Annotated in this window: 24 protein-coding genes; 7 read left to right on the forward strand and 17 right to left on the reverse strand. The window is 63.1% G+C overall.

Features of this window, described 5'->3' with window-relative positions; genetic code table 11:
• Positions 1–1,104, forward strand: coding sequence for an ABC transporter ATP-binding protein (locus tag I2H36_RS06720; RefSeq protein ID WP_196263179.1), 1,104 nt, complete (start codon positions 1–3; stop codon positions 1,102–1,104).
• Between the two features lie 5 nt (positions 1,105–1,109).
• On the opposite strand, the gene I2H36_RS06725 is transcribed toward I2H36_RS06720, so the two are convergent.
• Complete coding sequence (locus I2H36_RS06725) at positions 1,110–1,877, reverse strand: potassium channel family protein (protein WP_196263081.1); 768 nt, start codon at positions 1,875–1,877, stop codon at positions 1,110–1,112.
• 177 nt (positions 1,878–2,054) lie between these two features.
• Here I2H36_RS06725 and I2H36_RS06730 point away from each other — a divergent pair, with 177 nt between their 5' ends.
• Positions 2,055–2,714, forward strand: a complete 660-nt coding sequence (locus I2H36_RS06730; RefSeq protein ID WP_196263082.1) for an HAD family hydrolase — start codon at positions 2,055–2,057, stop codon at positions 2,712–2,714.
• 3 nt (positions 2,715–2,717) lie between these two features.
• Here the strand turns inward: I2H36_RS06730 and I2H36_RS06735 are convergent, their stop codons facing one another.
• Positions 2,718–3,116, reverse strand: coding sequence for a winged helix-turn-helix transcriptional regulator (locus tag I2H36_RS06735; protein WP_196263083.1), 399 nt, complete (start codon positions 3,114–3,116; stop codon positions 2,718–2,720).
• Positions 3,117–3,219: 103 nt separating this feature from the next.
• Between I2H36_RS06735 and I2H36_RS06740 the strand changes: the two genes are divergently transcribed.
• On the forward strand, positions 3,220–3,816 hold the full coding sequence (locus tag I2H36_RS06740) for an NADPH-dependent FMN reductase (RefSeq protein WP_196263084.1): 597 nt from the start codon (positions 3,220–3,222) through the stop codon (positions 3,814–3,816).
• A gap of 151 nt (positions 3,817–3,967) precedes the next feature.
• Positions 3,968–4,339, forward strand: coding sequence for an MmcQ/YjbR family DNA-binding protein (locus tag I2H36_RS06745; protein ID WP_196263085.1), 372 nt, complete (start codon positions 3,968–3,970; stop codon positions 4,337–4,339).
• On the opposite strand, the gene I2H36_RS06750 is transcribed toward I2H36_RS06745, so the two are convergent.
• The 5 genes from I2H36_RS06750 to I2H36_RS06770 all read right to left on the reverse strand — a co-directional run bounded on the left by I2H36_RS06750 (position 4,336) and on the right by I2H36_RS06770 (position 10,790).
• Positions 4,336–5,499 (reverse strand): iron-containing alcohol dehydrogenase, encoded by a 1,164-nt coding sequence (locus tag I2H36_RS06750; protein ID WP_196263086.1) that lies wholly within the window; start codon positions 5,497–5,499, stop codon positions 4,336–4,338. The two genes, I2H36_RS06745 and I2H36_RS06750, sit on opposite strands and share 4 nt — an antisense overlap.
• Positions 5,500–5,510: 11 nt before the next feature.
• A complete protein-coding gene (locus I2H36_RS06755; protein WP_196263087.1) occupies positions 5,511–6,902 on the reverse strand; it encodes an aldehyde dehydrogenase family protein in 1,392 nt (463 codons plus the stop codon).
• Between the two features lie 72 nt (positions 6,903–6,974).
• A complete protein-coding gene (locus tag I2H36_RS06760; protein ID WP_196263088.1) occupies positions 6,975–8,345 on the reverse strand; it encodes a glutamine synthetase family protein in 1,371 nt (456 codons plus the stop codon).
• Positions 8,346–8,404: 59 nt separating this feature from the next.
• Positions 8,405–9,937 (reverse strand): amino acid permease, encoded by a 1,533-nt coding sequence (locus tag I2H36_RS06765; RefSeq protein WP_196263089.1) that lies wholly within the window; start codon positions 9,935–9,937, stop codon positions 8,405–8,407.
• 64 nt (positions 9,938–10,001) lie between these two features.
• Positions 10,002–10,790 (reverse strand): N-formylglutamate amidohydrolase, encoded by a 789-nt coding sequence (locus I2H36_RS06770; protein WP_196263090.1) that lies wholly within the window; start codon positions 10,788–10,790, stop codon positions 10,002–10,004.
• A 125-nt stretch (positions 10,791–10,915) separates the two neighbouring features.
• Here I2H36_RS06770 and I2H36_RS06775 point away from each other — a divergent pair, with 125 nt between their 5' ends.
• Positions 10,916–11,803 carry a MurR/RpiR family transcriptional regulator gene (locus I2H36_RS06775; protein WP_343234408.1) on the forward strand — a complete coding sequence of 296 codons (888 nt, stop codon included), beginning with the start codon at positions 10,916–10,918 and terminating at the stop codon, positions 11,801–11,803.
• A 3-nt stretch (positions 11,804–11,806) separates the two neighbouring features.
• Here I2H36_RS06775 and I2H36_RS06780 read toward each other — a convergent pair whose 3' ends face one another.
• The 5 genes from I2H36_RS06780 to I2H36_RS06800 form a co-directional block, all read right to left on the reverse strand.
• The gene (locus tag I2H36_RS06780) at positions 11,807–12,856 is read right to left on the reverse strand and encodes an AbrB family transcriptional regulator (protein ID WP_196263091.1); all 1,050 of its coding nucleotides are present in this window, start codon (positions 12,854–12,856) and stop codon (positions 11,807–11,809) included.
• 127 nt (positions 12,857–12,983) lie between these two features.
• Positions 12,984–14,186: a pyridoxal phosphate-dependent aminotransferase gene (locus tag I2H36_RS06785; protein ID WP_196263092.1), complete on the reverse strand. Its 1,203-nt coding sequence runs from the start codon at positions 14,184–14,186 to the stop codon at positions 12,984–12,986.
• A 114-nt stretch (positions 14,187–14,300) separates the two neighbouring features.
• Positions 14,301–14,735: a large conductance mechanosensitive channel protein MscL gene (gene mscL / locus I2H36_RS06790; protein ID WP_196263093.1), complete on the reverse strand. Its 435-nt coding sequence runs from the start codon at positions 14,733–14,735 to the stop codon at positions 14,301–14,303.
• A 57-nt stretch (positions 14,736–14,792) separates the two neighbouring features.
• Positions 14,793–15,305 (reverse strand): VOC family protein, encoded by a 513-nt coding sequence (locus I2H36_RS06795; protein WP_246718675.1) that lies wholly within the window; start codon positions 15,303–15,305, stop codon positions 14,793–14,795.
• A 23-nt stretch (positions 15,306–15,328) separates the two neighbouring features.
• Positions 15,329–15,763: a DoxX family protein gene (locus I2H36_RS06800; RefSeq protein ID WP_196263095.1), complete on the reverse strand. Its 435-nt coding sequence runs from the start codon at positions 15,761–15,763 to the stop codon at positions 15,329–15,331.
• Positions 15,764–15,863: 100 nt separating this feature from the next.
• On the opposite strand from I2H36_RS06800, the gene I2H36_RS06805 reads away from it, so the two are divergent.
• A complete protein-coding gene (locus tag I2H36_RS06805; protein ID WP_196263096.1) occupies positions 15,864–16,778 on the forward strand; it encodes a LysR family transcriptional regulator in 915 nt (304 codons plus the stop codon).
• 72 nt (positions 16,779–16,850) lie between these two features.
• Positions 16,851–20,360: a PAS domain-containing hybrid sensor histidine kinase/response regulator gene (locus I2H36_RS06810; protein WP_196263097.1), complete on the forward strand. Its 3,510-nt coding sequence runs from the start codon at positions 16,851–16,853 to the stop codon at positions 20,358–20,360.
• A 106-nt stretch (positions 20,361–20,466) separates the two neighbouring features.
• Here the strand turns inward: I2H36_RS06810 and I2H36_RS06815 are convergent, their stop codons facing one another.
• The 5 genes from I2H36_RS06815 to I2H36_RS06835 form a co-directional block, all read right to left on the reverse strand.
• Complete coding sequence (locus I2H36_RS06815) at positions 20,467–21,165, reverse strand: aspartate/glutamate racemase family protein (protein ID WP_196263098.1); 699 nt, start codon at positions 21,163–21,165, stop codon at positions 20,467–20,469.
• A gap of 9 nt (positions 21,166–21,174) precedes the next feature.
• Positions 21,175–21,798 carry a 2-hydroxychromene-2-carboxylate isomerase gene (locus I2H36_RS06820; RefSeq protein WP_196263099.1) on the reverse strand — a complete coding sequence of 208 codons (624 nt, stop codon included), beginning with the start codon at positions 21,796–21,798 and terminating at the stop codon, positions 21,175–21,177.
• Positions 21,799–21,852: 54 nt separating this feature from the next.
• On the reverse strand, positions 21,853–22,401 hold the full coding sequence (locus I2H36_RS06825) for an acyl-CoA thioesterase (RefSeq protein WP_196263100.1): 549 nt from the start codon (positions 22,399–22,401) through the stop codon (positions 21,853–21,855).
• The gene (locus tag I2H36_RS06830; protein WP_196263101.1) at positions 22,398–22,907 is read right to left on the reverse strand and encodes a DinB family protein; all 510 of its coding nucleotides are present in this window, start codon (positions 22,905–22,907) and stop codon (positions 22,398–22,400) included. The genes I2H36_RS06825 and I2H36_RS06830 overlap by 4 nt, the downstream gene beginning before the upstream one ends.
• A 156-nt stretch (positions 22,908–23,063) precedes the next feature.
• Positions 23,064–25,271 carry an FAD-dependent oxidoreductase gene (locus I2H36_RS06835; RefSeq protein WP_196263102.1) on the reverse strand — a complete coding sequence of 736 codons (2,208 nt, stop codon included), beginning with the start codon at positions 25,269–25,271 and terminating at the stop codon, positions 23,064–23,066.
• Between the last annotated feature and the right edge of the window lie 68 nt (positions 25,272–25,339).

Below are 25,339 nucleotides of genomic sequence, written 5' to 3' on the forward strand. Positions count from 1 at the left end.
ATGTCCTCCGTCCACTCCCTCTCCCGCTCCCCCACGTCCAAGAAGCAGGCCGCTTCGGTGGAATTCCGCAATGTGACGAAGCGCTATGGCAGCGTCACGGCCGTGGACAACGTGTCCTTCACCATTGAGCCCGGCCAGCTCGTCACCCTGCTTGGCCCCTCCGGCTGCGGCAAAACCACGACCCTGCGCATGATTGCCGGGCTGGAGATGGCGAGCGAAGGCCAGATATTGATTGGTGACCGTGACGTGACCAACCTCTCCGCCGCCGATCGCGATGTGAGCATGGTGTTCCAGTCCTATGCGCTCTTCCCGCACATGTCCGTGCTGGAGAATGTCGCCTATGGCCCGAGTGTACAGGGCGTCCCGAAGAAGGACGCTTACGCAATGGCAATGGAGAAGCTCGAGATCATCGGCCTGAAAGGTCTCGAGAAGCGTGCGCCGTCGGAACTCTCAGGCGGGCAGCAGCAGCGTGTGGCGGTGGCCCGCGCCCTGGTGCTGGAGCCGCAGGTCCTGCTCTTCGATGAGCCCTTGTCGAACCTTGACGCCAAGCTGCGGCGGCGCGTCCGCGAGGATATCCGCGAGCTGCAGCAGAACCTCAATCTCACCGTGGCGTATGTAACGCACGACCAGGAAGAGGCGCTTGCGGTCTCTGACCACATCATCGTCATGTCGAATGCCCGCATCGCCCAGACCGGCACACCGCACGAACTCTACGAGGAGCCGGCGAACCTGTTCGTTGCCGACTTCATCGGCGATGCCAACATCATCACCGGAGATCTCGCCAGCATTGCCGGACCGATGGCCCAGGTCAGGATCGGCGGCCTGAACCTTCAGCTGCCTCACCGTGGTGCCGGCCAAGGCCCCGTGAAGCTGGCTGCCCGGCCCGATGCCATTTTCCTTGACGAGGCCGTACAGGCAGGAGCCCTGGCCGGCACCGTGCGCAAGACATCCTATCTCGGCACGCAGGTGGAATACGACGTGGAAAGCCCGATCGGAAACCTGTTCGTCGTCCAATACGGCCGCAAGGAGGCCATTGCTCCGGGCACTCCGGTTGCGATCTCCTTCTCAAATCAGCGTGGCGTGGCCATCATTCCCGACGCTTGAAATAGTCAGACGGCACCTTCGTCGGGTATGTTGAGGATGGTGCCGCAGGCCTTGCAGTGAACGGCATCCCTGTCATGCCGCTGCAGCCCGCACGCGGGACAGGCGTATTTGATCTTGTTCGGCCTCAGCAGAACCTGCACGAGGCGCAGGAACAGCGTCACGCCAAAGATCATGATGACCACAGAGATGAGATGGCCAAGGGTTCCAGTCAGCGTAATATCGCCGAACCCCGTCGTGGTCAGCGCCGCCATCGTGAAGTAGAGCGCATCGACGTAGTTGTTGATCTTGTCGTTGGCTCTGTGCTGCGTCTCATACACGAAGCCGGTCATGATGAAGACGAAGACGCCAAGGTTGACGGACGCGATGATCAATTCCTCGTTCCGGCGGAAGAACACGCTATCGGCGCGCAAGCGTCCAAGAAGCTGATAGGTATGCAGCAGTCGCAGGGTCCGGAGAATGCGTAAGAAGCCTATGCCCTCGCCGACCACCGGCGCCAGAAACGACGCGATCGCCGCCACATCGGCCAGGGTTGTTGGATGCAGAAGATCCCGCCAAGGCGTCGGGCTGATCGCCAGACGGGCCGAGAAGTCAGCCAGGACGACAAGGCCAATGATGACATCGATGATCTGCACCAGGAGGGAGTGCGGCAGGAAAGAGGAAGCGACGATGAAGACGACCGTCGAGATATCGAAGATAAGCAGCCCATAGCGGAAGCGATGAGCTTCCAGACTGTCGCCCTCGTAGAGAAGCCTAAGCTTGTCCTTTACCCGCATCGGGACATCTCGTCGTTACACAGGAAGGGATGAAGGATCATATGCGGGGGCGTGCTTTATTGGGTTTATCAGGCTCAAGAATATCTATAGAGCAGGGTTACATTTCCAACGGGGTGCATTCCGAGCCGCAGGGCTTTAGTCCCTGCTGAAGTTCTGACCCATTCTAGAGACGACGCAATGCTTAAAGCCTTGATCTTCGATATGGACGGCACCCTGGTGCATAGCGACCCGACCCACCTGGAGGCTTTTGCCCAGACTTTAGGCCCTCAGGGCGTCGTGATCGATGAGGATCTGTATCGCACCTCGATCATCGGCCACACCAACGAGTCGATCTTCGCGGCACTCCTGCCCCACCTGCCGGTCGAGGAGCATGAAGTCTATGCCGAGCGCAAAGAAGCCGCATTCAGGCGCCTCGCGCTCGACCTCAAGCCCCTGGAGGGCCTGCTCGAATTGTTTGACTGGGCGGATGCCCGTGGCATCAGACTTGCCCTTGTTACCAATGCGCCGCTGCTGAACGCGACCCATGTTCTCGATATTCTCGGCATCACCAACCGGTTCGAGGTCAAGGTCACCATCGATCAGGTCGAGCGCGGCAAACCCGATCCCCTGCCCTACCTCACGGCGGTCGAGCGTCTGGGTATTCGGGCCGAAGAGGCCATCGCCTTCGAGGATTCCCCCTCGGGCATGAGAGCGGCGAAAGCGGCGGGATTGTTCTCCTTCGGCGTCCTCACCGGACTCAGCGCAGCGGAACTCAGCAAAGTCGGCGCCGACGGAACGATCGCAACCTTCCGGGACAGTGCACTTTGGGAAGTCCTAGAACGCAGGATCGCGGCTTAACCCTCAAGCCGCATCGGATTGTTGCCGATCGAGCTCGTCACCTGCCGCGTCAAAGCGACGACGGGCCCTCAGAATCTCGTCCCTGTTCTGGATGGCCCAGTCGCCCAAGCCCCGCACAGTCTTGAGCAGGGAGCAACCCAGCCCTGTGAGCTGGTAATCCACCCGAGGCGGAATGGTGGGGTAGACAGTACGCGTGACGAGCCCGTCACGTTCCAATCCACGCAGTGTCAGGGTGAGCATCCGTTGGGAAATGCCGCTCACAAGACGTCGCAACTCATTGAATCTCTTGGGGCTGTCGCCGAGCTGGACCACCACTTGGACGCTCCACTTATCGCCGACCCGGGACAGGATCTCCGTCACGGTCCGACAATCGGTGGGCACATGGATGTGACTGGGTGACATAAAAGTGCCTCCTTGCGAAAGGCCGCAGAAGTTACTTAATGAGCCTCGGTAACAAAAGGGAACTTAAGTGCTCCCGCCGCCGAATGCAAATGAAGGACGCCCCATGAAGCCCAAGCTTCACATCATCATCGCCAGCACGCGCCCCGGCCGGGTCGGCCCAAGCGTTGCTCAATGGTTCAGCGAATACACAGCTGAGCATGGCAAGTTCGAACCTGTGCTGGTGGATCTCGCAGAGTTCAACCTGCCGCTCTTCGACGAGCCGGAGCACCCGATGAAGCAGAATTACCACCATGCCCACACCAAGGCATGGGCTGAAAGCGTGTCGGCGGCCGATGCCTTCGTGTTCGTCACGCCCGAGTACAACTACGCTCCGCCGCCGGCGCTGGTGAATGCGCTGAACTACCTGTCGCGCGAATGGAACTATGCGCCTGCCGGCTTCGTGAGCTATGGCGGCATCTCCGGCGGCCTGCGGTCGGTCCAGGTGGCGAAGCAGATCGTCACGACCTTGAAGATGATGCCGATTCCGGAAGGCGTGCCCATGCCGATGGTGTTCCAGAACCTGGACGAGAGCGGCAAGCTCAAGCCCGTCGATATCTATAGGACGTCGGCCGCCACGATGCTGGACGAACTCCTCCGCTGGACCGAGGCCCTCAAGTCACTGCGGGCTGATCGCAAAACTCCTCTGAAGGCTGCTGCTTAAGGCACCCAGTCCAATCAAAACAAAAGGCACCGCGGCGGATTCCAGCGGTGCCTTTTTATATGCTCTGAGGGATCAGAGACACCTGACCTGCGAAGCTTGAAACCGAGAGTATTGCGGTTCAGGATGCAACAGGCATCTCGATGAGAACGACATGACACCGGACGACGTTCGACGTCTGGCCCTTGCTCTGCCGGCGGCCAGCGCGAGCACTCACATGAACCGTCCGGATTTTCGTGTGCGGAGCAGAATCTTTGCGACGCTCCATCCGGACGAGCAGCGCGCCGTCGTGAAGCTCGCCCCAGAAGATCAACAGATGCGTGTCGAGTCGGAGCCTCTCGTCTTTTCTCCCGTAGCCGGCAAATGGGGCCTTCAGGGCTGGACGAATGTCGATCTCGCACACAGCGACGAGGTGACATTGCGAAGCGCCCTGCTCGCCGCTTGGTGTGCGGTCGCGCCCAAACGCCTTGTCGCCGAAGCGGTTGGCACAGGGCCAACCGCCTCGACGAACCAGGATCTGACTTAAACACGCCCAGTCAGCGCATCCTCGAAGAGCTTGCGAGCGCTCTCCTTGGTGATCGGCACCGGGTTGCCCCCGGCGGTTGGGTCGTTGGGCGCCATCTCGGACATCTCGTCGAAGCGGGCGCTGTCGACCTTCAATCCTTCCAGCGTATGCGGCACGCCGAGATCCTTGCGCAGCTGCAGCACCCAATCGAGGAAGGCCTGGAACGAGGGCTCGAGACCGATATAGGCAGCGAGCCGCTCGATCCGCTCTTCAATAGCCTTGCGGTTATAGACCAGCACGTAGGGCATGAAGACCGCATTGGTCAGGCCGTGATGGGTGTCGTAGAGCGCACCGGTCGGGTGCGACAGGGCATGGATCGCGCCAAGCCCTTTCTGGAAGGCGGTGGCCCCCATGGCGGCCGCCGACATCAGCTGCGCGCGGGCTTCGATATCCTTGCCGTCCTTGTACGCGCGCGGCAGGAATTCCTTCACGAGGCGGATGCCTTCCACCGCGATGCCGTCGGCCATAGGGTGATAGCCCGGCGCGCAATAGGCTTCCAGGCAATGCGCCAGCGCGTCCAAGCCCGTGCCCGCCGTGATGTGGGGCGGCATGCCCACCGTCAGCTCCGGATCGCAGATGACGATCTTCGGCATCATCAGCGGATGGAAGATCACCTTCTTGGTGTGCGTGGCCTCCTGCGTGATCACGCCGGCGCGGCCCACTTCCGAGCCCGTGCCGGCGGTCGTTGGCACGGCGATAATCGGCTGGATGCCGTTCGGGTCGGCGCGGGTCCACCAATCGCCGATATCCTCGAAGTCCCACATGGGCCGGGTCTGGCCCGCCATGAAGGCGATGACCTTGCCGGCATCTAGCGCCGAGCCGCCGCCGAAGGCGACAACACCATCATGTTTGCCGGCTTTTAGGGCTTCAAGTCCCTTGTACACGTTGGTCTCGACAGGGTTCGGCTTGATGTCGGAGAAGATCGCCGCTTTGAGGCCGGCGGACATCAGTTGATCGAGCGCCGCCTTCGTCATCGGTTGTGTGGCCAGAAACGGGTCCGTCACGATGAGCGGTGCCTGCATGCCGACCGACTTGCAGGCTTCCGCCAGTTCCGAGATGCGGCCTGCGCCGAAGCGGATGGCGGTGGGGTAGTTCCAGTTGGAGCGGGGTGACGGGGTCATGATGCTTTCAATCAGATCTGACGGAGGTGATAGGATTTCGGACGGGTAAGCGACTCGTAGGCCAGCCGCGACAGGCTCGCGCCACGGCCGGTGTCCTTCACGCCGGTCCAGGCGAGCGCGGGATCGAGATAGTCGCAGCGGTTCATGAACACGGTGCCGGTCTCGAGCTTCTCGCCGATGGCTTCCGCCGCATCGACGTCAGACGTCCAGATGGCGGCCGAGAGGCCATAGGGCGAGTCGTTCATCAGGCGGATCGCCTCCTCGTCGCCGCTCACCTTCATGATGCCGACCGTGGGGCCGAAGCTCTCCTCGCGCATCACGCTCATGGAATGATCCACGTTGGTCAGCACCTGCGGCGCGAGATAGGCGGTGTTTCCGGTATCTGCCGCAAACTTCCTGGTATCGATATGCGCCTTCGCGCCCTTCGCCACCGCTTCCGCATTCTGCCCACGTACGAGGTCGGCGAAGCGCTTGTGGGCCATGGGACCAAGCGTCGTCGCCTCGTCGAGCGGATTGCCGAGCACGTACTTGTTCACGAGATCGACCGCGCCTTCGACGAAGCGATCATAATGCTTCTCGTGCACATAGATGCGCTCGATGCCGCAGCAGCACTGGCCCGAGTTGAAAAAGGCGCCGTCCACGAGATTCTCGATGGCATGGTCGAGATTGGCATCCTGCCGCACATAGGCTGGATCCTTGCCGCCGAGCTCGAGCCCAAGGGAAGTGAAGGAGCCTGCCGCCGCACGCTCGATGGAGCGCCCGCCGGAGACGGAACCGGTGAAATTGCAGTGATCGACCAGACCGCCGCCAAGGATCCCGCCCGTCTGGTCGTGGCTCAGATACAGGTTCTGGAACAGGCCCTTCGGCATGCCCGCCCGGTCCATGGCCATCTGGAAGCGCTCGCCCGCCAGCACCGTCTGCGAGGCGTGCTTCAGGAGCACTGCGTTGCCGGCCATGAGCGCCGGCACGATGGTGTTGATGGCCGTGAGATAGGGGTAGTTCCACGGCGCGATCACGAGCACAAGGCCGACCGGCTCACGCTTGATCATGCGACGGAAGCCCGGCTTCTCGTCGTCGGCCGGGATGGGCTGCAGGCTCTTCTCGGCAATGCCGATCATGTGGCGCGCCCGCTCCTCGACGCCGCGGAACTCGCCTCCATAGCGCACCGGGCGGCCCATCTGCTGGGCGATCTCGGGAACCACCTCCTGGTTCATGGCGAGCAGCGCGTCGAGGAAGGCCGAGACCCTGCTCGCGCGCTCGGCGATGGTCGTGTTGCGCCATGCCTTTTGCGCCTCGCGGGCGGAAGCGATCGCCGCATCGATGGCGGCCTCGGACAGGATGGGGCGGCGGACGAGTTCGCGTCCGTCGATGGGGGAAATGCAGACGATGTCGGTATCGACCATGGTGTGATGCCTGAAAGACCATGATCCGCGAGGACCATGGCCTTCTCCTGTGATTGAGTCCTGAAAAGGCTTTTAGATGATCTCGAAGTAACGGGCGAGCTGCCAATCGGTGATAGCCTTGCGCGCCTCGCGCTCCTCCCATTCTCGGGTTGCAGCGTAATGGTCGACGAAGGTGTCACCGAAGAGCTGACGGGCGGCTTGCGACCCTTTCAGCCGCTCGGCGGCCTCGCCGAGGGAGCGCGGCAGTGCCCGATCCTTCGGGTGCTCGACCGCATAGGCATTGCCCTGGATCGGCTCGCCCGGATCGATCCGGTTCTCGATGCCCCAGAGGCCAGAGCCGATGGCGGCGGCAAGGGCGATATAGGGGTTGATGTCGGCGGCCGCGACCCGGTACTCCACCCGCTGCGACTTCTCAGAACCTGGAATGACGCGCAGTGCCGTGGTGCGGTTCTCCACACCCCAGGCGGAATCGGTGGGGGCCCAGAAGCCGGGGATGAGCCGCGTGTAGCTGTTCACCGTGCAGGCGACCATGGCGAGAAACTCGGGCATCAGCTGCTGCTGACCGCCCACATACCAACGCATGGTCTCCGACATGTTGTGCTTGGCCTGGGCGTCGTAGAACGCACCCTTGCCGGTGCGCAGATCGCGCAAGGATGAGTGCAGGTGACCGGACTGGCCGGGCCAGTCGCGCGACCACTTGGCCATGAATGTGGCCATCCAGCCGCGGCGCTGAGCCAGGATCTTGGTATAGGTCTTGAAGAGCGCCGCCTTATCGGCGGCCTTCAACGCGTCATCAACGCGGATCGCCGCCTCCAGCACGCCGGGGCCGGTCTCCGTGTGCAGGCCCTCGATCTCGAAATCCATCGTCTTTCCGAGGTCGAGAAGCTCGTGGTAGAAATCCGCGTGCACGCCGGAGCGGAGCACCGAGTAGCCGAAGAAGCCGGGCGTGATGTTTTTCAGATCGCGATAGCTCTTCTCGCGCACGGAATGCGGCGTCTCCTCGAACAGGAAAAACTCGAACTCGGCCGCGGCCGAGACCGCGAAGCCCATGTCTTCTGCTTTTTTAAGCACCCGCCGCAGCACGCCCCGCGGACAGGCCGCCTCCGCGTAACCTTCGAACTCGGCCAGGAAGAACGGCAGGTCGTTCTCGAACGGCACGAGCCGCATGGATTCGGGGATCACGCGCGCCGTGGCGTCGGGGTAGGCCGTATGCCAGCCGGTCAGCGTGGTGTTGTCGTAGAGCTGATCGTTGGAGTCCCAACCCAGCACCACGTCGCAGAAGCCGAAGCCTTTTTCGAGCGCGGACTCGAACTTGTCGCGGGCCATGTACTTGCCGCGCATGATGCCGTCCACATCGGTGAGGCCGATCTTCACGAAGGGCAGGTCGCGGCTGCGCACATATTCGAGCGCATCGGCGGCGTTCTTGATCTTGGGAGCGTCCATACGAATGACCTTGACCGCAAAAGGAGAAAGGGAGCGCGGCTTACGCGCTCCCGAAGGGATTAGTAGGACTTGTACTCGCTCTCGCCCTTGGTGAGCGCGAATTCCTCCTCCGGGGAGAGGATGAGCTTATGCCGTCCGATAAGCAGGAAGTAGGCCATCATCACGGCATAATAGACCGCGACACCGATGACAGCTGTCTTAAACACAGAGTCAGTGAACTGGAAGTAGAGCGTCACCGCCGCGATCATCATGCAGATAACCGCACCGGCGATCCCGAATGGGCTCCTATAGGGTCGATGCAGGTTCGGGTACTTCCTCTTGAGCACGATGTAGGACATGCCCTGCATGAAGTAGGCCAGCATCGCGCCAGCCACCGCCATGTTGAGCAACGTGCCGCCGATGATGCTCGCACCGGACTCGGCGCCCACCGAGAACCAGATAATCATCATCACCAGAAGGCCAAGTACCGCACCCGCGATCAGCGCCACGTGCGGCGTCTTGCGTGCGCCGTGCGTGACCGACAGGAAGCTAGGGAAATAGCCTGCCCGCGAGAGCGAGTAGATCTGCCGTCCGAACGCGAAGATGATGGTGTGGAACGAGGCAATGAGCCCAATCACGGCAATCGCCGCCAGGATCTTCGCGATATCCGTTCCGAACAGGGTGCGGAACCCGTCGAGCAGGGGCTCGCCCGACTTGCCGAGGCCCACGGCGCCCGGCGCGATGCTCGTGTTCAGGAAAAGCACGAGGAACGCGGAGGCAATCAGGGTCAGGATCCCGGCGATGATGCCTTTGGGCATGTCCGTCTGCGGATCGTGCGACTCTTCGGCTGCAAGCGGCAACTGCTCGATGGCGAGGAACAGCCAGACCGCGAAGGGCAGCGAGGCCAGGATGCTGCCGATGCCCATAGGCAGGAAGGGACCGTTGCCGCTTGGCAGCTCTGTGCCGTCAGGCCCGATGTTCAGCGCCCAGCGCGAGAAGTCGAACTGGCCGGAGAACAGAACCGACAGGTAAAAAGCCGCGAGTACGGCAAGGGCTGCCAACGTGACGCCCACGGTGACCCTGAACGACAGTTCGACGCCGATGATGTTGAGGCCGACGAAAAGCGCGTAGCACAGCACCCAGTACACGGGCTGGAATGCCGGCGCTGTCTCGAAGATCGCTGAGAGATACGAGCTGATGAAGAACACGATCACCGCCGGCGTGAGCACAAACTCGATGTTCTCGGCAATGCCGGTGATGTAGCCCGCCCAAGGGCCCATGGAAGTCCGGGCAAATGAGTAGGCGCCGCCCGTATGCGGCAGGGCCGGCGACATCTCGGCGAGCGAGAAGGTCAGGCCGAGATACATGATGGCGATGATGATGGTGGCGAAGAACATCGCCCCGAAACCATTGGCGAGGCCGAGATTCCAGCCCGAGTAATGGCCTGAGATCACCGCGCCGACGCCGAGCGCCCAGAGCGACCAGACCCGTGCGTGGCGCTTGAGGCGCCTGGCTTCGAAATAGTTCTGATCCACCGTGGTGTAGGTCACGCCGGCGTTCTGCACACCGGCTGTCGGGGCGTGAACCCCGGGATTTCCTTGTCCGACTGACATTGAGTTGATCCTCCAAGAAGTTCTGCGTTTCGGGTCACGGCACATGTGTGCGCCATGCCCGTCATCAGAGCGTCCGTGCCCCCTCCCTCAAAAGCGGCGCCAGACGGTTGGCCCACGACGCCTGTCCGTCTTCTGTGCGGATCAGGTCGTTGCGGATTTCGATCATCAGCGGTGGCAGACCACGCTTCTCGGCGTGGCGCTCCAGGGTGTGGAACACCCGGTCCGCTGGCGAATAGGGTTCGTTCATGCCGACGGTGAGCGCCGGACCATGTTTCAGGCCAGCCTCCACATGGCGGGCATAGCGCTCGTCTCGGTTGAAGATCAGGCCGATCTGCCAAGGCCGCGGGACATCGCGATAGACAGGCGTGAAGGAATGGATCGACACGACAGCCCCGAGTTCGCCTGCCTCCATGCGCGAGGTCACGAAAGCATCGACCGCATCATGAAACGCATCGTAGACCTCACGTACACGATAAGCCCGCTCCTCCTCGTCGAGGTCGAGATTTCCGGTAATCGTGGTGCGCTCGCTCAGGGTCCAGATCGAATCCGACGCGGACGGGTCGCGGTTGAGGTCGAGCACAAGGCGCGAGACCGTGGCGTGAGCCAGAGGTGCATCGAGCAGCCGCGAAAGCTCCTTGGCGACCCCAAGCGCACCGGGATCCCAGGCGATGTGGCTTTCCAGTTCCAAGGGTCCGAGCCCCAAAGTACCGTAACGGGCTGGTAGGTGATTGGAGGCATGTTCGCAGATGAGAAGGATGGGCGAGCGCCCTTTCGGGTTCTCAATGGCGGCGATCGGCTGCCCTGCCGTTGCGGCAGAGGATCCATCGGCATTCACCCGACTCGCCTGCGTCATGCGGTTCTCCGTCAACCTGCCCAAAAGCAGGGATTGTCCCCGGTTGAACGCTTGATACGTTTCTTATGGAATTCTCAGGTTCTGAAATTTCTGATACAGCTTTTGAGAAGCGTCAAGGAGGGGCTGTGGATCAATCCGGCATGCATGGCGACCGTCGCCTCCCTTCAACAGACGCACCGAGCCTCGCCGAGCGCATCCGGAGCGAGATGGAATCCTTCACGCCCAGCGAGAAGCGCGCCGCCCACCTGCTCCTGAGCCATTACCCCTTTGCCGGTCTCGATACGGTGGCTGAATTCGCCTCCCGGGCCGGCATCTCGGCGCCATCGGTGCTGCGCTTCGTCACCCGGCTCGGGTTCAGCGGATTTCCGGATTTCCAAAAGCACCTGCGGGAGGAGTTGGAGGCCCAGCTGCTCTCGCCGCTCGCGAAGGCTAGCCCGTCCGACAAGGGCCAAGGTGCCCCGGCCCTTGCCTCCTTCGCAGAGGCGGTGATCGGGAATTTGAGGGCGACGGTGGAGAACATCGCGCCGGCCGAATTCGAGGCGGTTGTGACGCTCCTGTCCGATCCGCGCCGTCACATCCACTTTACCGGCGGGCGCTTCACCGGCGCGCTCGCGCGCTACGCGGAGAGCCACTTCCGCATCGTGCGCAGCCATGTGGATTTCATCGAGGGGCAGCCGGCCCTGTGGCGCGACCGGATGGTCGAGATCGGGCGCAGGGACGTGATCGTCGCCTTCGACATCCGTCGTTATCAGGAGGATGTCACGGCGCTCTGTGAAACGGCATCGAGACAGGGGGCAACGGTGGTCCTGCTCACCGACCCCTGGCTGTCTCCCATCGCGCGCGTCGCGCGGCACGTGCTGCCCGCCCACATCGTCGCTCCGTCCAACTGGGATTCCTCGGCAGGCCTTCTGCTGTTGACCGAGGCTCTCGTCGCTTCGGTCACCAAGCGTCTGTGGGACACGGCCAAACCGCGCATGGAAGCGGTGGAGCGCCTGCGAAACGAAAGATCCTGAGCCTTATTCCGCAGCTGAGATTTTGTCCCGCTGCAGCCAGCCGATCAGGAACGGCAGTACGAGGCCGATGCCGAGAAATCGCACGAGATGGTGAATGCCGACATAGAGCGGATCGAGTCCCAGGATGAGGGCGAGCACCGTCATCGCCTCGAGCCCACCCGGCGCGAAGGCGACGAGTCCATTGGCGAAGCTCACGCCGGCGAGCCACGCAGCAACACACGCAAAGAGCGCAGCCACGATCATGCCGATCGTGAAGGATCCAAGCGCCGACATGAGAGCCCGCTTCAGGGTGGAGCGCTGAACATTGCGGAAGCGCTCAGCGATGAAGAGGCCGATCAGCACCAAGCCTCCTGTTGCAATCAGCGGAGGAATGACGCCGGTGACGAACTCGGTACCATGGCTGATGGAGCTCACCATCGTTGCGCCGAGCAGGATCGGAGCGGCCACCTTCAGCGTCTTGAAGACGGCTCCCAAGACCAGCCCACCGAGGAGGATGAAGGCCATGCCGCCGGGGCTCTCGACCGGGAGGCCTTCCCCGATGAGCGCGCCGGTATTGCCTCCATCCCCGGTCAGAACAACCACGCTCGGCAGCAGCGCGATCAGCACGAACAGCCGAAAGTTCTGCACGATGGCGATGGAGGCAACCTCCGCCTTCCGGTCAGCGGCAACGGCGAGAACGGTGGAGAGCGCGCCGGGCACGGAAGCCAGCACCGCATCGGCGATGCGCCAGCCTGACATCCGCATGAGCCAGATTGTGGATGCCGCGGAAATCGCGAACACGCCAATGACCAGCAGGATCAGGCTGCCCGGATAGCGGCCTATGGCAGCAATAGCAGCCGGCGTGACCGCTGCGCCCATGGCCGCTCCCGAGATGAGCATCGCGGCATCGGCCAAAGCGCGAGGCATCGGCAAGGCGCGACCCGAGAGGCCCCACAAGGTGGCCGCAATGGCAGCGCCGGACAACCATGCGGCCGGCACGCCGAGCCAGTGGAATACAAGACCGCCGAGAGCGGCGATCAGGATCTGGACGAGATGGGCGAGGACGAGACGCATCACGGCTCTGGTCAATGAACGCCCGATCCTCTCCCGTCAAATGCCGATGACGCGCACAGGCCATGCGATCAGTGCCTGTCGATGCAAGCCGCACATCCTCGGCGATGTCGGCAGCAAGCGTGGCCGCTTAAGCCACGAGCCGCGGCAGAGCCTCGCTGATGCGACGGACAGCCTCTTCCACATCCTCGGGCTTGCGAAGATAACAGAGGCGCAGATACCCCTCGCCCGCCTCGCCGAAGGCCGAGCCCGGCGCCAGGCCCACATTCGCCTCATCGATCAAGCGGAAGGCAATGTCCTTGGAGCTCTTGGCACCCTTGATCTTCAGGAAGGCGTAGAAGGCGCCGCTCGGCGGCGGCAGTTCGACGAGACCGGTTTCGGCAAGCCGGGCAACAATCTCCCGGCCCTGACGGGCGCGGACGATCTGGTCCGCGAGGAAGCTCTCGCCCTGCTCGATGGCGGCGACGCCGGCGCGCTGGATGAAGGTCGGGGTGCCCGAGGTTTGATACTGAATCAGGTTTTCGATGACCTGTCCCAAAGCATGCGGGGCTTCCAGCCAGCCGAGGCGCCAGCCGGTCATCGCCCAATTCTTCGAGAAGGTCTGGACGAAGATGATCTTGTCCTCCGGCTCCATCACGTCGCGGAAGGACGGCGTGCGCCCGTCGACGGTGAGCGCCGGCTCGTGGATGAAGCGGCTGTAGATCTCGTCCGCCACGATCCAGAGGCCATGACGGCGGGCAAGATCGAGCGCAGCGCGAAGATCGGCGTGGCTCGCCACCCAACCTGTCGGGTTCGACGGCGAGTTGATGACGAGCACCCGGGTGCGCGGCGTGATCGCTCTTTCGAGACGCTCGAAATCGAGATGCCAGCCTTGTGCGTCGATGGCCATCGACACGGGGACAGGACGCGCGCCCGCGACGGTGATAGCGCCGGCGAAGTTCGGCCATGCAGGCGTGGGGATCAGCACCTCGTCGCCGTTGCCCGCGAGCATGCGGAAGGCAAGCTGCATGGCTGGCATGCCGCCGGAGGTGACGAAGAAGCGCTCGGGATCGAAGGCCTTGCGGTAAACCTGCTCATGATACCGGGCAATGGCTTGGCGCAACTCGGGGATGCCGCGCTGATAGGTGTAGAACGTCTCGCCCTTCGCGAGGGATTGCGCCGCCGACTCGCAAATGAAGGGCGGCGTCGCCAGATCCCCCTCGCCCACCCAGAGCGGGATGATGCCGGGCTTCAGCCGGCCATAGCTGAACACATCGACAATGCCGCTGGTCGGTGCCTGCTCCGCTTCAGGGCGCAGATTGAGAACGGACGGGATCGACACGGACGCATTCATGGGAGAGTTCCTTGGAAATTCGGCGAACAGGGATGACCCGTTCACCGGTGCAAGGCAAGCGTTGAATGCGTCGCATGACAAAAGGCGAAGGATCCGATCGAAACCGGTGATGAATCAGAGCGTCCTGCCCGTCTTCATGAGATCGCGGATTTCCGTCAGCAGCTTGACGTCGGCCGGGAGTTCCGCAGGCTTGTCGGCTGTGCCGGTCTTGGCATCCTCCTTGCGACGCAGGCGGTTCATGCCCTTGACCAGCAGGAACAAGATCCAGGCGATGATGGTGAAGTTGATGGCAGCCGTGATGAAGCTGCCCCAGGCGAGCACGGCCCCCTGGTTCTTAGCCTCCGCCAGCCCCGTTGCCGTAACGGATTCAGCCAGCGGCGTGAAGTAGTTCGAGAAATCGAGGCCGCCGGTGATGGCTCCGACAATGGGCATGAAGATGTCGCCCACGAGCGAATCCACGATCTTGCTGAAAGCGGCTCCGATGATGATGCCGATCGCCAGATCGACCACATTGCCTCGAAGGGCAAACTGCTTGAACTCGTTCCACATGACCGGACCTCCTGTAGCCTGCCCCCAAGCTTCAAGCTGCCCGATCTGGGAATTTCGTCAAGGGTTGCGGCTCGCGAGCAGGTCCTGCAGGTCGAGACGGCGGGTGACCATTTGGAGTTCTCCGTCCGGCGTTCTCGGCCATTGGTCCTCAGGGCGATCCACATAGAGCTCGATACCGTTGCCATCTGGATCGCTCAGGTACAGAGCCTCGCTGACCCCATGATCGCTTGCGCCCTGCAGCGGTATGCCAGCCTCGGCGAGCCGATAAAGCGCATCGGCCAGGGCTGCCCGCGTGGGGTAGAGGATCGCCACATGGTAAAGCCCCGTGGTGCCGGGAGGCGGAGGCGAACCGCCCTGGCTTTCCCAAGTGTTCAGGCCGATGTGGTGGTGATAGCCCCCGGCCGAGACGAAGGCGGCTTGGGCGCCGTAGCGCTGCATCAACTCGAAGCCGAGCACGCCGCAATAGAAGGCGAGCGCGCGGTCGAGATCGGCCACCTTCAGGTGAACGTGGCCGATCCTGACCCCGGGATCGATGGGCCGCGCCACCGGTGTCCCGGCGTCATGGGACATGGGTTTCAACATCTCTATACCCTTCAAGCCGACCGTGTGGACAACGTGGGAGCCGCCTTCACCGATCCGGCCCGCACCGCAAGAGCGCCGTCCCCCAGCAGAGCCTGAGCCACGAGAGCCACGATCCAGAACGCGAGATATTCCCAGCCGCCGTTCGGATTGTTGAAGAAGAAGCCGGCAGGGCCGTGGACGAACACGATGGCGCCGAGCAGGATCGGGATCAGGGCCAGCGACACCCAGCGGGTGAAGAGGCCGAGGATCAGGGCGACACCGCCGGCCGCTTCGACCGCGATCGTGAGATAGGCCAGAGCCGGCGGCAGCCCGAGGCTGCCGAAGAACTGGGCGGCACCTGCGGGGGTGAACACAAAGAACTTCAGGCCGGCATGGGCCAGGAACAGGACGCCGAGAGCGATGCGCAGGATCAGCGCGGCGTAGGGAGCAGTGCGGGTGTCAATCATCGAGGATCTCCTGAATGGTCTCTCGATATGAGCTCAAACTGTTGATATGATAATGCCTAATTCAGGATATCTATTCACACCAGGAGAGTGAGACTGCCTCATGCTCGACCGGGTTACCAGCATGCAGGTTTTCGTCCGTGTGGCTGCCCTGGGCAGCTTCTCGGCAGCAGGGCGAGCGCTCAATCTGTCCCAGACCATGGTGACGAAGCATGTAGCCGCGCTGGAAGAGAGGCTCGGGGTCAAGCTTCTGCACCGGTCCACCCGCAAGCTTGTGCTGACCGAAGGCGGGCGGACCTATCTCGCAGCCTGCGAGCGAATCCTGACCGAGATCGAGGAGGCGGAGGCGTCCGCCAGCCTCGACCGGATCGAGCCGAGGGGAACGCTGCGGCTCAACGTCCCCCTCACCTTCGGCTTCCGGCACATTGCTCCTGCGCTGCCTGCATTCAACCGCCTGCATCCGGCCGTTTCCTTCGATCTCGGCCTCGCCGACCGTTACGTGGACCTGATCGAGGAAGGCTGGGATCTGGCGATCCGGATCGGGCGGCTGAAGGATTCGAGCCTCGTGGCCCGGCGCCTTGCTCCCTGCCGCACCGCCGTCTGCGCCGCCCCCTCCTACCTGAAGGAGCACGGCACCCCTGAGACGCTGGACGATCTCGCCCAGCACAATTGCCTCGGCTACACCCTGCCCAGCGCCATCGGGGCAAACCGCTGGACCTTCGGCACGGACGGCGAGATCGTCGTGCCGGTGCAGGGCAATCTGCGGGCCAATAACGGCGATGCCCTGCTGGCCGCGGCCGTCGCCGGGCAGGGCCTGATCTACCAGCCCACCTTCATCGTAGGCGATTGCCTGCGCGACGGCAGCCTCGTGGCGGTGCTCGGCAGCTACCCGACCTATCAGCCCGGCATCCATGCCATCCTGCCCTCCGGACGACAGGCTCCGGCGAAGGTGCGCGCCTTCATCGCGTTTCTGGCACAGCGCTTCGCACCAGAGCCCGAATGGGACCAGGGCCTGTGATGCGCCGGCAGTGGCCTTCGCATCCCTAACCGGCTAAAGCTACTCCACGCTTGTTTTCGAGGGTTCACGCCTATGGTCGCCACCTGGGCCGTCGTGTTGTCGGCACTGGTCTATCTCTGCTTCCTGTTCACGGTGGCCTATTGGGGCGACAACTGGGGGCGGCGCTTCGTTCAGGGGCCGGCTCGCTCCACGATTGCGGCCCTGGCGCTCGCCGTCTATTGCACCTCCTGGACCTTCTTCGGATCGGTCGGGCTCGCCAGCCGCTCGGGCTTCGACTTCCTGGCCATCTACATCGGTCCGATCCTGGTGATCGGACTGGGCTACCCGCTGGTCGCCCGGATCGTGCGGATCGCAAAGACCCAGAACATTTCATCGATCGCCGACTTCGTGGCAGCCCGCTACGGCAAGAGCGAGCCGGTGGCAGCCCTCGTGAGCTTGATCGCCCTCGTTGGCTCGGTTCCCTACATCGCCCTGCAGTTGAAGGCCGTATCGTCATCCCTCGACGTGTTCCTGTCCGATGCGGACGGAGCATCCCTGTCGCAACTGCCGTTCATCGGAGATCTGGCCCTCGTGGCCGCTCTCGTGCTGGCGGGCTTTGCCGTCGCTTTCGGCACGCGACACACCGATGCCACAGCGCACCAGAACGGACTTCTGCTCGCCATTTCCATCGAGTCCCTGGTGAAGCTCATCGCCTTCCTGATCATCGGCGGCTACATCACCTTCGTGATGTTCAACGGCTATGATGGGATCCTGGAGCGCCTCAACGCCCAGGGCACAAGCTCCGACCTGATGGGGCTGACCTCCGGCTTCGGCAGCTACATCACCCTCATTCTGCTTTCAGCCTGCGCCACCATTCTCCTGCCGCGCCAGTTTCACGTGACGGTGGTCGAGAACCACGACATCTCGGATCTGAAGCGTGCCGCCTGGCTGTTTCCGGTCTATCTCATCCTCATCAATCTTTTCGTCATCCCGGTCGCGCTGGCAGGCCTCGCGTCCTTTCCCGAAGGAGCCGTCGACCGGGACATGACCGTGCTCGCCCTGCCTTTGATGGACAAGGCCGGCACCCTCGCGGTGATCGCATTCCTCGGCGGCTTCTCGGCGGCCACCGCCATGGTGATCGTCGATTCCGTCGCCGTAGCTGTGATGATCTCGAACCATCTGGTCATGCCCATCGTGCTGCGACGGCGCGCCTTCGCGGGCATCGATCCAGGCAGCTTCGTGATCGGCGTGCGGCGGATCTCCATCGTCGTGGTCATCCTGCTCGGCTATGTCTACTATCGCGCCTCCGGCGAGGCGGCGCTCGCGGCCATCGGGCTTCTGTCATTCGCCGCCATCGCCCAGGTTGCCCCGGCCTTTCTCGGCGGCCTCATCTGGTCGCGCGGCACGGCGCTCGGCGCCAGCGTCGGCCTGGTCGTCGGCTTCATCACCTGGGCCTACACGCTCCTTCTGCCGAGCCTTGTCTGGGACGGCGTGTTCTGGTCGGATGTCGTCGTCACCGGCCCCTTTGGCATCACGGTGCTGAAGCCCACGTCCCTGTTCGGAGTGGACCTGCCCCAGCTGACCCATGGCGTCATCTGGAGCCTCACGCTCAACATCCTGTGCTACATCGCCTTCTCCCTGTGGCGACCGGTCACGGCTATGGAGCAGATCCAGGCCAATGTCTTCCTTGGGGAGGCCGCGACATCGGCAACACCGAGCTTTCGCCTGTTCCGCGCCAGCGTGAGCGTAGGCGAGTTGCGCGCCACCGTCGCCCGCTATCTGGGCGAGGAACGAACAGTCCGGTCCTTCGAAGGGTTCGCTCACAGCCGCGGACAAAATCTGGAAACGCGTGCTGAGGCTGACATCCATCTCCTGCGCTATGCGGAGCACCTTCTGGCATCGGCCATCGGGACTGCGTCCTCACGATTGGCCCTGTCGCTGCTGCTGCGCCGCCGCACCGTCTCCACGGAAGCGGCCCTCAAGCTGCTCGATGATGCATCGGCGGCGATCCAGCACAGCCGCGATCTTCTCCAGCATGCGCTGAACTACGCCAAGCAGGGCATCACGGTGATCGACGGAGATCTGCGGCTGCTCGCCTGGAATCAGGCCTTTCTCGACCTCTACGATATGCCGCCCAATTTCGTGCAGGTCGGGATCGGCATGGAGCAGATCGTGCGCTACAACGCCTCGCGCGGCTCCTATGGACCCGGCAAGATCGAGGATCTCGTGGAGGCCCGCCTCCACTCCTTCCGGCACGATGTGGAGCCGGTGCGCCTCAGGCTTTATCCGTCGGGCAAGGTGATCGAGATCCGCTCGAACCTTCTGCCCGATGGCGGCCATGTGACCACCTATACGGACGTCACCGAAACCGTTCTGGCTGAGGAAGCGAGCCGTCGCGCCAACGAGACCCTGGAGCAGCGGGTGCGAGAGAGAACCGAAGAACTCACGCGCCTCAACGAAGCGCTCAGGAGCGCCAAGGCGGAGGCCGATGAGGCCAACATCTCCAAGACGCGCTTTCTCGCTGCGGCCTCGCACGACATCCTGCAGCCGCTGAACGCGGCCCGCCTTTATGCCACGTCGCTCGTGGAGCGCGATCGCGAGGCAGGCGATGGAACGCTCGCCGAGAATATCGACGCATCGCTCGACGCGGTCGAGGAGATCCTCACCGCCATTCTCGACATCTCGCGCCTCGATACGGGCGCCATGAAGCCGCAATGGTCGAGCTTCCGCATCGACGAGATGTTCCGCCAGTTGCAGAGGGAGTTTGAGCCGGTCGCCCGGGCCAAGAACCTGAAGCTCACCTTCGTCCCCTCCTCCCTGACGGTGCGTTCGGACCGGCGTCTCATGCGCCGTCTTCTGCAGAATTTGATCTCCAACGCGATCAAGTACACGCCGTCCGGGCGCGTGCTCGTCGGCGGGCGCAGACGCGCCGGGCATCTCGTTCTCGAAGTTTTGGATACCGGCCTCGGCATCCCGGCGTCCAAGCAGCGTGTCGTCTTCCGCGAGTTCCAGCGCCTTGATCAAGGCATGAAGGTGGCGCGGGGCTTAGGCCTCGGCCTCTCCATCGTCGAGCGCATCGGCCGCGTGCTCAAGCACCCGATCACGCTAAGCTCCGAAGTCGGGCGCGGCTCCGTGTTCCGGTTGGAGGTGCCTGTGGTCGCGGCTCTTCCGGCAACGGCCGCAGCGCCCGAGCCGCCGAAAGCGCCCGCGACCGTGCTCTCAGGCCTACGCGTGCTCGTCATCGACAACGAGCCGGCAATCCTCGAGGGCATGCGTCTCCTCCTCACGGGATGGGGTTGTGACGTCTGGACCGCTTCCGACCTGGAAAGCGCCCATCAGGCGCTGCGCACGAACAAGGGCCTGCCTGAGGTGATCATTGCCGATTACCACCTGGACGAGACCGACGGGCTTGAGGTCATCAAGGCCCTGCGCTGGAAGACCCAGGTCGATATGCCGGCCCTGCTCGTCACCGCCGACCGTACGCCTGTCGTGCGGGATGCTGCGGCCGCAATGAACATCCACGTCCTCAACAAGCCGCTGAAGCCCGCAGCCCTGCGCGCGTTGCTGACGCAGTGGCGCGCGACGAAGGTGGCGGCGGAGTAGCAACTCTCATGTCATCACCGGCCTTGTGCCGGTGATCTCGATCATATGAAGCGCAGCGCTTTTCCGCATTGAGATGGCCGGGACAGGCCCGGCCATGACGAGCGTGTTAGACAGGTTTCAGTGCCTCATCGACTGCCGCCACAGCATGGATTGTCGTCGTATCGAACAGCGGCACGGCGCTGTCTTCTTGCCTAACCAGCAGCATGATCTCCGTGCAGCCGAGGATGATGCATTGAGCGCCGCGTTCGATCAGGCGGGCGATGATTTCGCGATAGGCCTGACGGGACTCCGGCCTGACCTGCCCGAGCACGAGCTCCTTGTAGATGATCTCGTGCACGACCCGGCGGTCGTCCTCGTCCGGCACGATGATATCGAGCCCATGACGCTGCTGCAGGCGGCCTTTGTAGAAATCCTGTTCCATGGTGAAGGCGGTGCCGAGCAGGCCGACCCGTTCGAAGCCCGAAGCCTTGATCTTCTCGGCCGTAGGATCGCTGATGTGAATCAACGGAATGCCGACAGCCGACGAGACCGCGTCAGCCAGGCGATGCATGGTGTTGGTGCAGATGACGAGGAAGTCGGCGCCGCCGCGCTCCAGTCGGAGGGCTGCCTCCTTCATCACCTCTGCGAGCTTGTCCCATTCGCCCTCATGCTGGAGGTGCTTGATCGCGTCGAAGTCGAACGACCACATCAGGCATTGAGCCGAGTGCACGCCGCCGAGCCGCCGGTTCGTCTCCTGATTGACAATGCGGTAGTATTCGGCCGAGCTTTCCCAGCTCATTCCGCCGATGAGCCCGATGGTCTTCATGATGAGCCTTTATGGATTCGGCGTGTAGGGAGCGCGGCCGCTTGCCAGCGCGTCGGCAAGCAGGTCGAGCCTGTCCTGCCCCCAGAACACCTCGCCGTCGAGCACATAGGCCGGGGAACCGAAGACATCGCCCGCTACCGCATTCTCGAGGTTGAGGGCATAGATGGCCTCGGTGGTGCTGCCGGTCGCCACATCCATGAGTGCGGATGAATCGAGACCAGCCAGCTCCGCCAGCTCCGCGAGCACAAGCGGATCGGCAAGGTTGCGCTCCTCCTCCCATACGGCCGCGTAGGCCCGGCGCAGGAAGGCATCCGGGCTCTTACCGGAAGCGTTGATGGCGATCACGAACCGATCGGCGAGATTCACGTCGAAGGGCCAGTGCTTCGGGGTGATGTTGAAGGCAAGGCCCCGCTTGTCGCGCCAGCGCTGGAGTTCAAGGATCCGGTAGCGCTGCCGGGCCGGGTGGCGCTGGGCGAGCGGCAGGCCGCCGGTCTCCGCAAAGACCCGGCCCAGGAACACCGGCTTGTAATTGACCTCGGCCCCGTGTCTCTGGACGATATCCATGAAGGGTGCGTGGCCGATATAGGCCCAAGGGCTCACGAGGGAGAAGTAGTAGTCGATGATGCGAGGCATGGGTCCGATTCGAAGTTGGCGGGCTTTAAGCGGCGATGCCCCCAGCTTGGACCATCAGGCCGCGCTCTTCAACGTCTCTTCTGCCCTCAGGAAAGCCTCGACCTCCGGGGCGACCTCAGGGACTTCCGCCCGCAGGCCGATCTCGCTCAGCAGGCGATCCATAGGGATGAAGCGCCGCTCCCTGCGGTCGTAGAGCCCTGCCCTCACGAGAGCGATGGCATTGAGGATCAAGCTGCCGTCCTTGGACTGGGAAACTAGCCGATGCTCCATCACCACATGACTGTCGGACCAGGTGAGGATGCGCGTCTCCAAGGTGAAGGCGCGAAACGGTTTGAGCTCCCGACGGAACCGGATCTGTCCCGCGCCTACCACAGGCACCCAGCCATGCCTGAGGATGGGCCGCCAGAGCCCGGAGCGGATCATCATGTCGGTGCGCCCGAGATCCATGAGCGTCCAGTAGCGCCCATTGTTCAAGTGCAGCGACGTATCGAGATCGTGCGGCCACACGCGGAACGTCAGACGCGAGACGTCCCGCACCGGATCGAGCTTCGGCCGCACAAACGAGGCGATGATCAGGTGCAGCAGGCGCAGCCAGAGATTCATGTGAGGCCGATCCCGGTCTGGCGCTGGAACAGCATAAGATCGAGAGAGGGCGCTTCACGGCCGAAGCCCGTCAGTAGGCAGTGAACCTGGCCGCGGTGGTGGGTCTGGTGATTGAAGAAATGCAGCAGCGCCGGCGCCAAAGACTGCTCGACATCGATGGGATTCGTGATGGTCCGAAAGCGGAAACGCCCCGCGAGATCGGCTTCGGACAGACTGTCGAAATAGGCGACGATCCGCTCGTCTTCCTTCTGGCGCGCAGCTCGAAGTTGATCGAAGCCCTCGAAGAGAATAGCATCCAGCCGGTTCGGCGCCTCCCCTTCTCCCGTGAACCGCCTCATCCAGATGCGGTCGGCCACGAGAATGTGGTTGAGCGTACCGTGCACCGACTTGAAGAACGCACCGCGATCGGCGCGGTAATCCGGATCGGACAATTGCGCGGCCGCATCATAAAGGCGCTCGTTGCACCAGGCGTTGTAGCCCGCCATCATGGCGAAGTGCTGTTTCATGGAGTTCCCTTCAGGTCGGCGCGATTCGTAACACCGGCACACTAGCGTCATCCCGGACGAAGCGCAGCGGAGATCCGAGATCGTTCCAAGAATATGGCACTCTTCTCGTCAGACGATCCCGGGTTCTGCTCCGCAGCCCCGGGATGACTGCTGATCCTAAGCCGCTTTCTTCGCCGCAGCGCGTCCATAGAACGTCTCGCCGCTTGACGCCATGTCGAGAAGAAGGTTCGGCGGTGCGAAGCGGTCGCCGTGTTTGGCCTGAAGCTTCCGGCACAATTCCACGAAGGCTTTCGCGCCCATGAAGTCGATGTAGGAAAGCGCACCGCCCGTATAGGGCGCGAAACCGAAGCCGAGGATCGAGCCCACATCCGCCTCGCGCGGATCGGTGACCACGCCCTCCTCGACGGTGCGCGCAGCCTCCAGAGCCTGCGTGACGAGCAGACGCTGCTTCAACTCGTCCATGTCGATGAGCTCGGCCGCAGCCGGATTCACCTGCAGGTCCTTCAGGCCCGGCCAGAGACGCTTCGGAGCACCTTCCGGATAATCATAGAACCCTTTCCGGTTCTTGCGGCCGAAGCGGCCCTCCTTCTCCACCAGCGTGGTGAGCAGTTGCTCCTGCTCCGGAATGATCACGGCATCGCCCAGCTGCGCCTTGGTGGCGCGCAAGATCTTGAGGCCGAGATCGACGCCGACCTCGTCGTTGAGCGAAAGCGGACCGACCGGCATGCCGACCTGCTTGCCCGCCTGCTCGATCATCGGTGCCGGCACGCCAGCCGTCAGCATGAGATGACCTTCGAGGATATAGGCCAGCACGCAGCGATTGGCGAAGAAGCCGCGGGAATCATTGACGACAATCGGTGTCTTCTTAATCAGGCGCACATAGTCGAGCGCGGTGGCGAGCGCCTTGTCGCCCGTCTCCTTGCCCATGATGATCTCGACCAGCATCATCTTCTCGACCGGCGAGAAGAAGTGGATGCCGATGAATTGTGCGGCGTTCTTCGATTGCTGGGCCAATCCTGAAATCGGCAGGGTCGAGGTGTTGGAAGCGAAGATGCAATCGGGCCGGATCGCCGCCTCGACTTGTCGGATTACCTCGGCCTTGACCTTCGGGTCCTCGAACACCGCCTCGATGACGAGATCGCAATCCTTCAGATCATTGTAGTCGGCAGACGCGGTGATGCGTGCAAGCAGCGCATCGCGATCCGCCGTCTTGGCGCGGCCCTTCATGATCTGGTCGCTCATGAGCTTGTGCGAATGCGCCTTGCCCTTCTCGGCCGCTTCCACATCGCGGTCGATGAGCACGACCTCGAGGCCGGCATTCGCCGTGACATAGGCGACGCTCGCACCCATGAAGCCTGCGCCGATGACGCCCACCTTCTTCAGGCTTGTGGCCGGCACATCCTTTGGACGGCGCGCGCCCTTGTTGAGATCCTGCATGGAGATGAAGAGCGTGCGGATCATCGCCGCTGCCTCCTTCGAGCGCAGGATCTTGGCGAACCAGCGCGACTCCACCTTGAGGGCCAGATCCATCGGCAGCTGAAGGCCCTGATAAACAGATTCGAGAATGGCACGGATCGCCGGGTAGTTGTCCTGCGTCTCGCGGCGGTAGATGGCATTCGCCGGCGGCCAGATCTGCATGCCGGCAGCGGAGAACACCTTGTTGGAGGGCAGCTTGTAACCCTTCTGGTCCCAGGGCGCGACGGCCGATCCGCCTTGCTTGATCCAATCCTTGGCCGCCTGCACGATCCCGTCACGCGGCGCTACGGTGTGCACGAGACCCATGTTGCGCGCCATGAGCGGACGGATCTGTTCGCCCTTGAACAGCATCTGCAGGGCATCGCCTGTCTGCATGAGACGCGCCACGCGCTGCGTGCCGCCGGCGCCGGGGAAGAGCCCGACCTTCACCTCGGGTAGGCCGACGCGGGTGGAGTCCACGTCCGACAGCACGCGGAAATGGCAGGCGAGCGCGAGCTCGAAGGCACCGCCGAGACACACGCCATGTACGGCCGCGGCGAACGGCTTGCCGCAGGTCTCGAGCCGGCGATAGAGCAGCGAGAGCTTGCGCGACTCGTCGAAGAAGAACTGCATGGCAGCCTCCTCGCCCTTCTCCTTCGCGAGCTTGGCATACTCGCTGCCCAGCCCCTGGAGCATGGTGAGGTCCGCGCCGCCCGAGAAGGCCTCCTTGCCCGAGGTGATGACACAGCCCTTGATGGCCTCGTCGCCCACGACCGTCTCGATGATACGCTCCAGTTCGCCCATCACCTCGGGGGTGATCACGTTCATGGAGCGGCCCGGCATATCCCATGTGACGAGCGCAATGCCGTCGGCGTCGGTCTCGAAGCGGAAATTGGTGAAGTTCGTCATGGTGTCCTCCCGGGAGGGTTCCCGTCATCCCGGCCGCAGCGAAGCGAAGAGCCGGGATCGCTATCCGA

The organism is Microvirga terrestris (assembly GCF_015694425.1).
In the GTDB taxonomy this organism is placed as follows: domain Bacteria; phylum Pseudomonadota; class Alphaproteobacteria; order Rhizobiales; family Beijerinckiaceae; genus Microvirga; species Microvirga terrestris.

Bases quoted from the DNA above. Each gene is read 5' to 3' on its own strand.
- I2H36_RS06720 (WP_196263179.1), top strand. From the start codon at position 1: ATGTCCTCCGTCCACTCCCTCTCCCGCTCCCCCACGTCCAAGAAGCAG.
- I2H36_RS06725 (WP_196263081.1), bottom strand. From the start codon at position 1,877: ATGCGGGTAAAGGACAAGCTTAGGCTTCTCTACGAGGGCGACAGTCTG.
- I2H36_RS06730 (WP_196263082.1), top strand. From the start codon at position 2,055: ATGCTTAAAGCCTTGATCTTCGATATGGACGGCACCCTGGTGCATAGC.
- I2H36_RS06735 (WP_196263083.1), bottom strand. From the start codon at position 3,116: ATGTCACCCAGTCACATCCATGTGCCCACCGATTGTCGGACCGTGACG.
- I2H36_RS06740 (WP_196263084.1), top strand. From the start codon at position 3,220: ATGAAGCCCAAGCTTCACATCATCATCGCCAGCACGCGCCCCGGCCGG.
- I2H36_RS06745 (WP_196263085.1), top strand. From the start codon at position 3,968: ATGACACCGGACGACGTTCGACGTCTGGCCCTTGCTCTGCCGGCGGCC.
- I2H36_RS06750 (WP_196263086.1), bottom strand. From the start codon at position 5,499: ATGACCCCGTCACCCCGCTCCAACTGGAACTACCCCACCGCCATCCGC.
- I2H36_RS06755 (WP_196263087.1), bottom strand. From the start codon at position 6,902: ATGGTCGATACCGACATCGTCTGCATTTCCCCCATCGACGGACGCGAA.
- I2H36_RS06760 (WP_196263088.1), bottom strand. From the start codon at position 8,345: ATGGACGCTCCCAAGATCAAGAACGCCGCCGATGCGCTCGAATATGTG.
- I2H36_RS06765 (WP_196263089.1), bottom strand. From the start codon at position 9,937: ATGTCAGTCGGACAAGGAAATCCCGGGGTTCACGCCCCGACAGCCGGT.
- I2H36_RS06770 (WP_196263090.1), bottom strand. From the start codon at position 10,790: ATGACGCAGGCGAGTCGGGTGAATGCCGATGGATCCTCTGCCGCAACG.
- I2H36_RS06780 (WP_196263091.1), bottom strand. From the start codon at position 12,856: ATGCGTCTCGTCCTCGCCCATCTCGTCCAGATCCTGATCGCCGCTCTC.
- I2H36_RS06785 (WP_196263092.1), bottom strand. From the start codon at position 14,186: ATGAATGCGTCCGTGTCGATCCCGTCCGTTCTCAATCTGCGCCCTGAA.
- mscL (WP_196263093.1), bottom strand. From the start codon at position 14,735: ATGTGGAACGAGTTCAAGCAGTTTGCCCTTCGAGGCAATGTGGTCGAT.
- I2H36_RS06795 (WP_246718675.1), bottom strand. From the start codon at position 15,305: ATGTCCCATGACGCCGGGACACCGGTGGCGCGGCCCATCGATCCCGGG.
- I2H36_RS06800 (WP_196263095.1), bottom strand. From the start codon at position 15,763: ATGATTGACACCCGCACTGCTCCCTACGCCGCGCTGATCCTGCGCATC.
- I2H36_RS06805 (WP_196263096.1), top strand. From the start codon at position 15,864: ATGCTCGACCGGGTTACCAGCATGCAGGTTTTCGTCCGTGTGGCTGCC.
- I2H36_RS06810 (WP_196263097.1), top strand. From the start codon at position 16,851: ATGGTCGCCACCTGGGCCGTCGTGTTGTCGGCACTGGTCTATCTCTGC.
- I2H36_RS06815 (WP_196263098.1), bottom strand. From the start codon at position 21,165: ATGAAGACCATCGGGCTCATCGGCGGAATGAGCTGGGAAAGCTCGGCC.
- I2H36_RS06820 (WP_196263099.1), bottom strand. From the start codon at position 21,798: ATGCCTCGCATCATCGACTACTACTTCTCCCTCGTGAGCCCTTGGGCC.
- I2H36_RS06825 (WP_196263100.1), bottom strand. From the start codon at position 22,401: ATGAATCTCTGGCTGCGCCTGCTGCACCTGATCATCGCCTCGTTTGTG.
- I2H36_RS06830 (WP_196263101.1), bottom strand. From the start codon at position 22,907: ATGAAACAGCACTTCGCCATGATGGCGGGCTACAACGCCTGGTGCAAC.
- I2H36_RS06835 (WP_196263102.1), bottom strand. From the start codon at position 25,271: ATGACGAACTTCACCAATTTCCGCTTCGAGACCGACGCCGACGGCATT.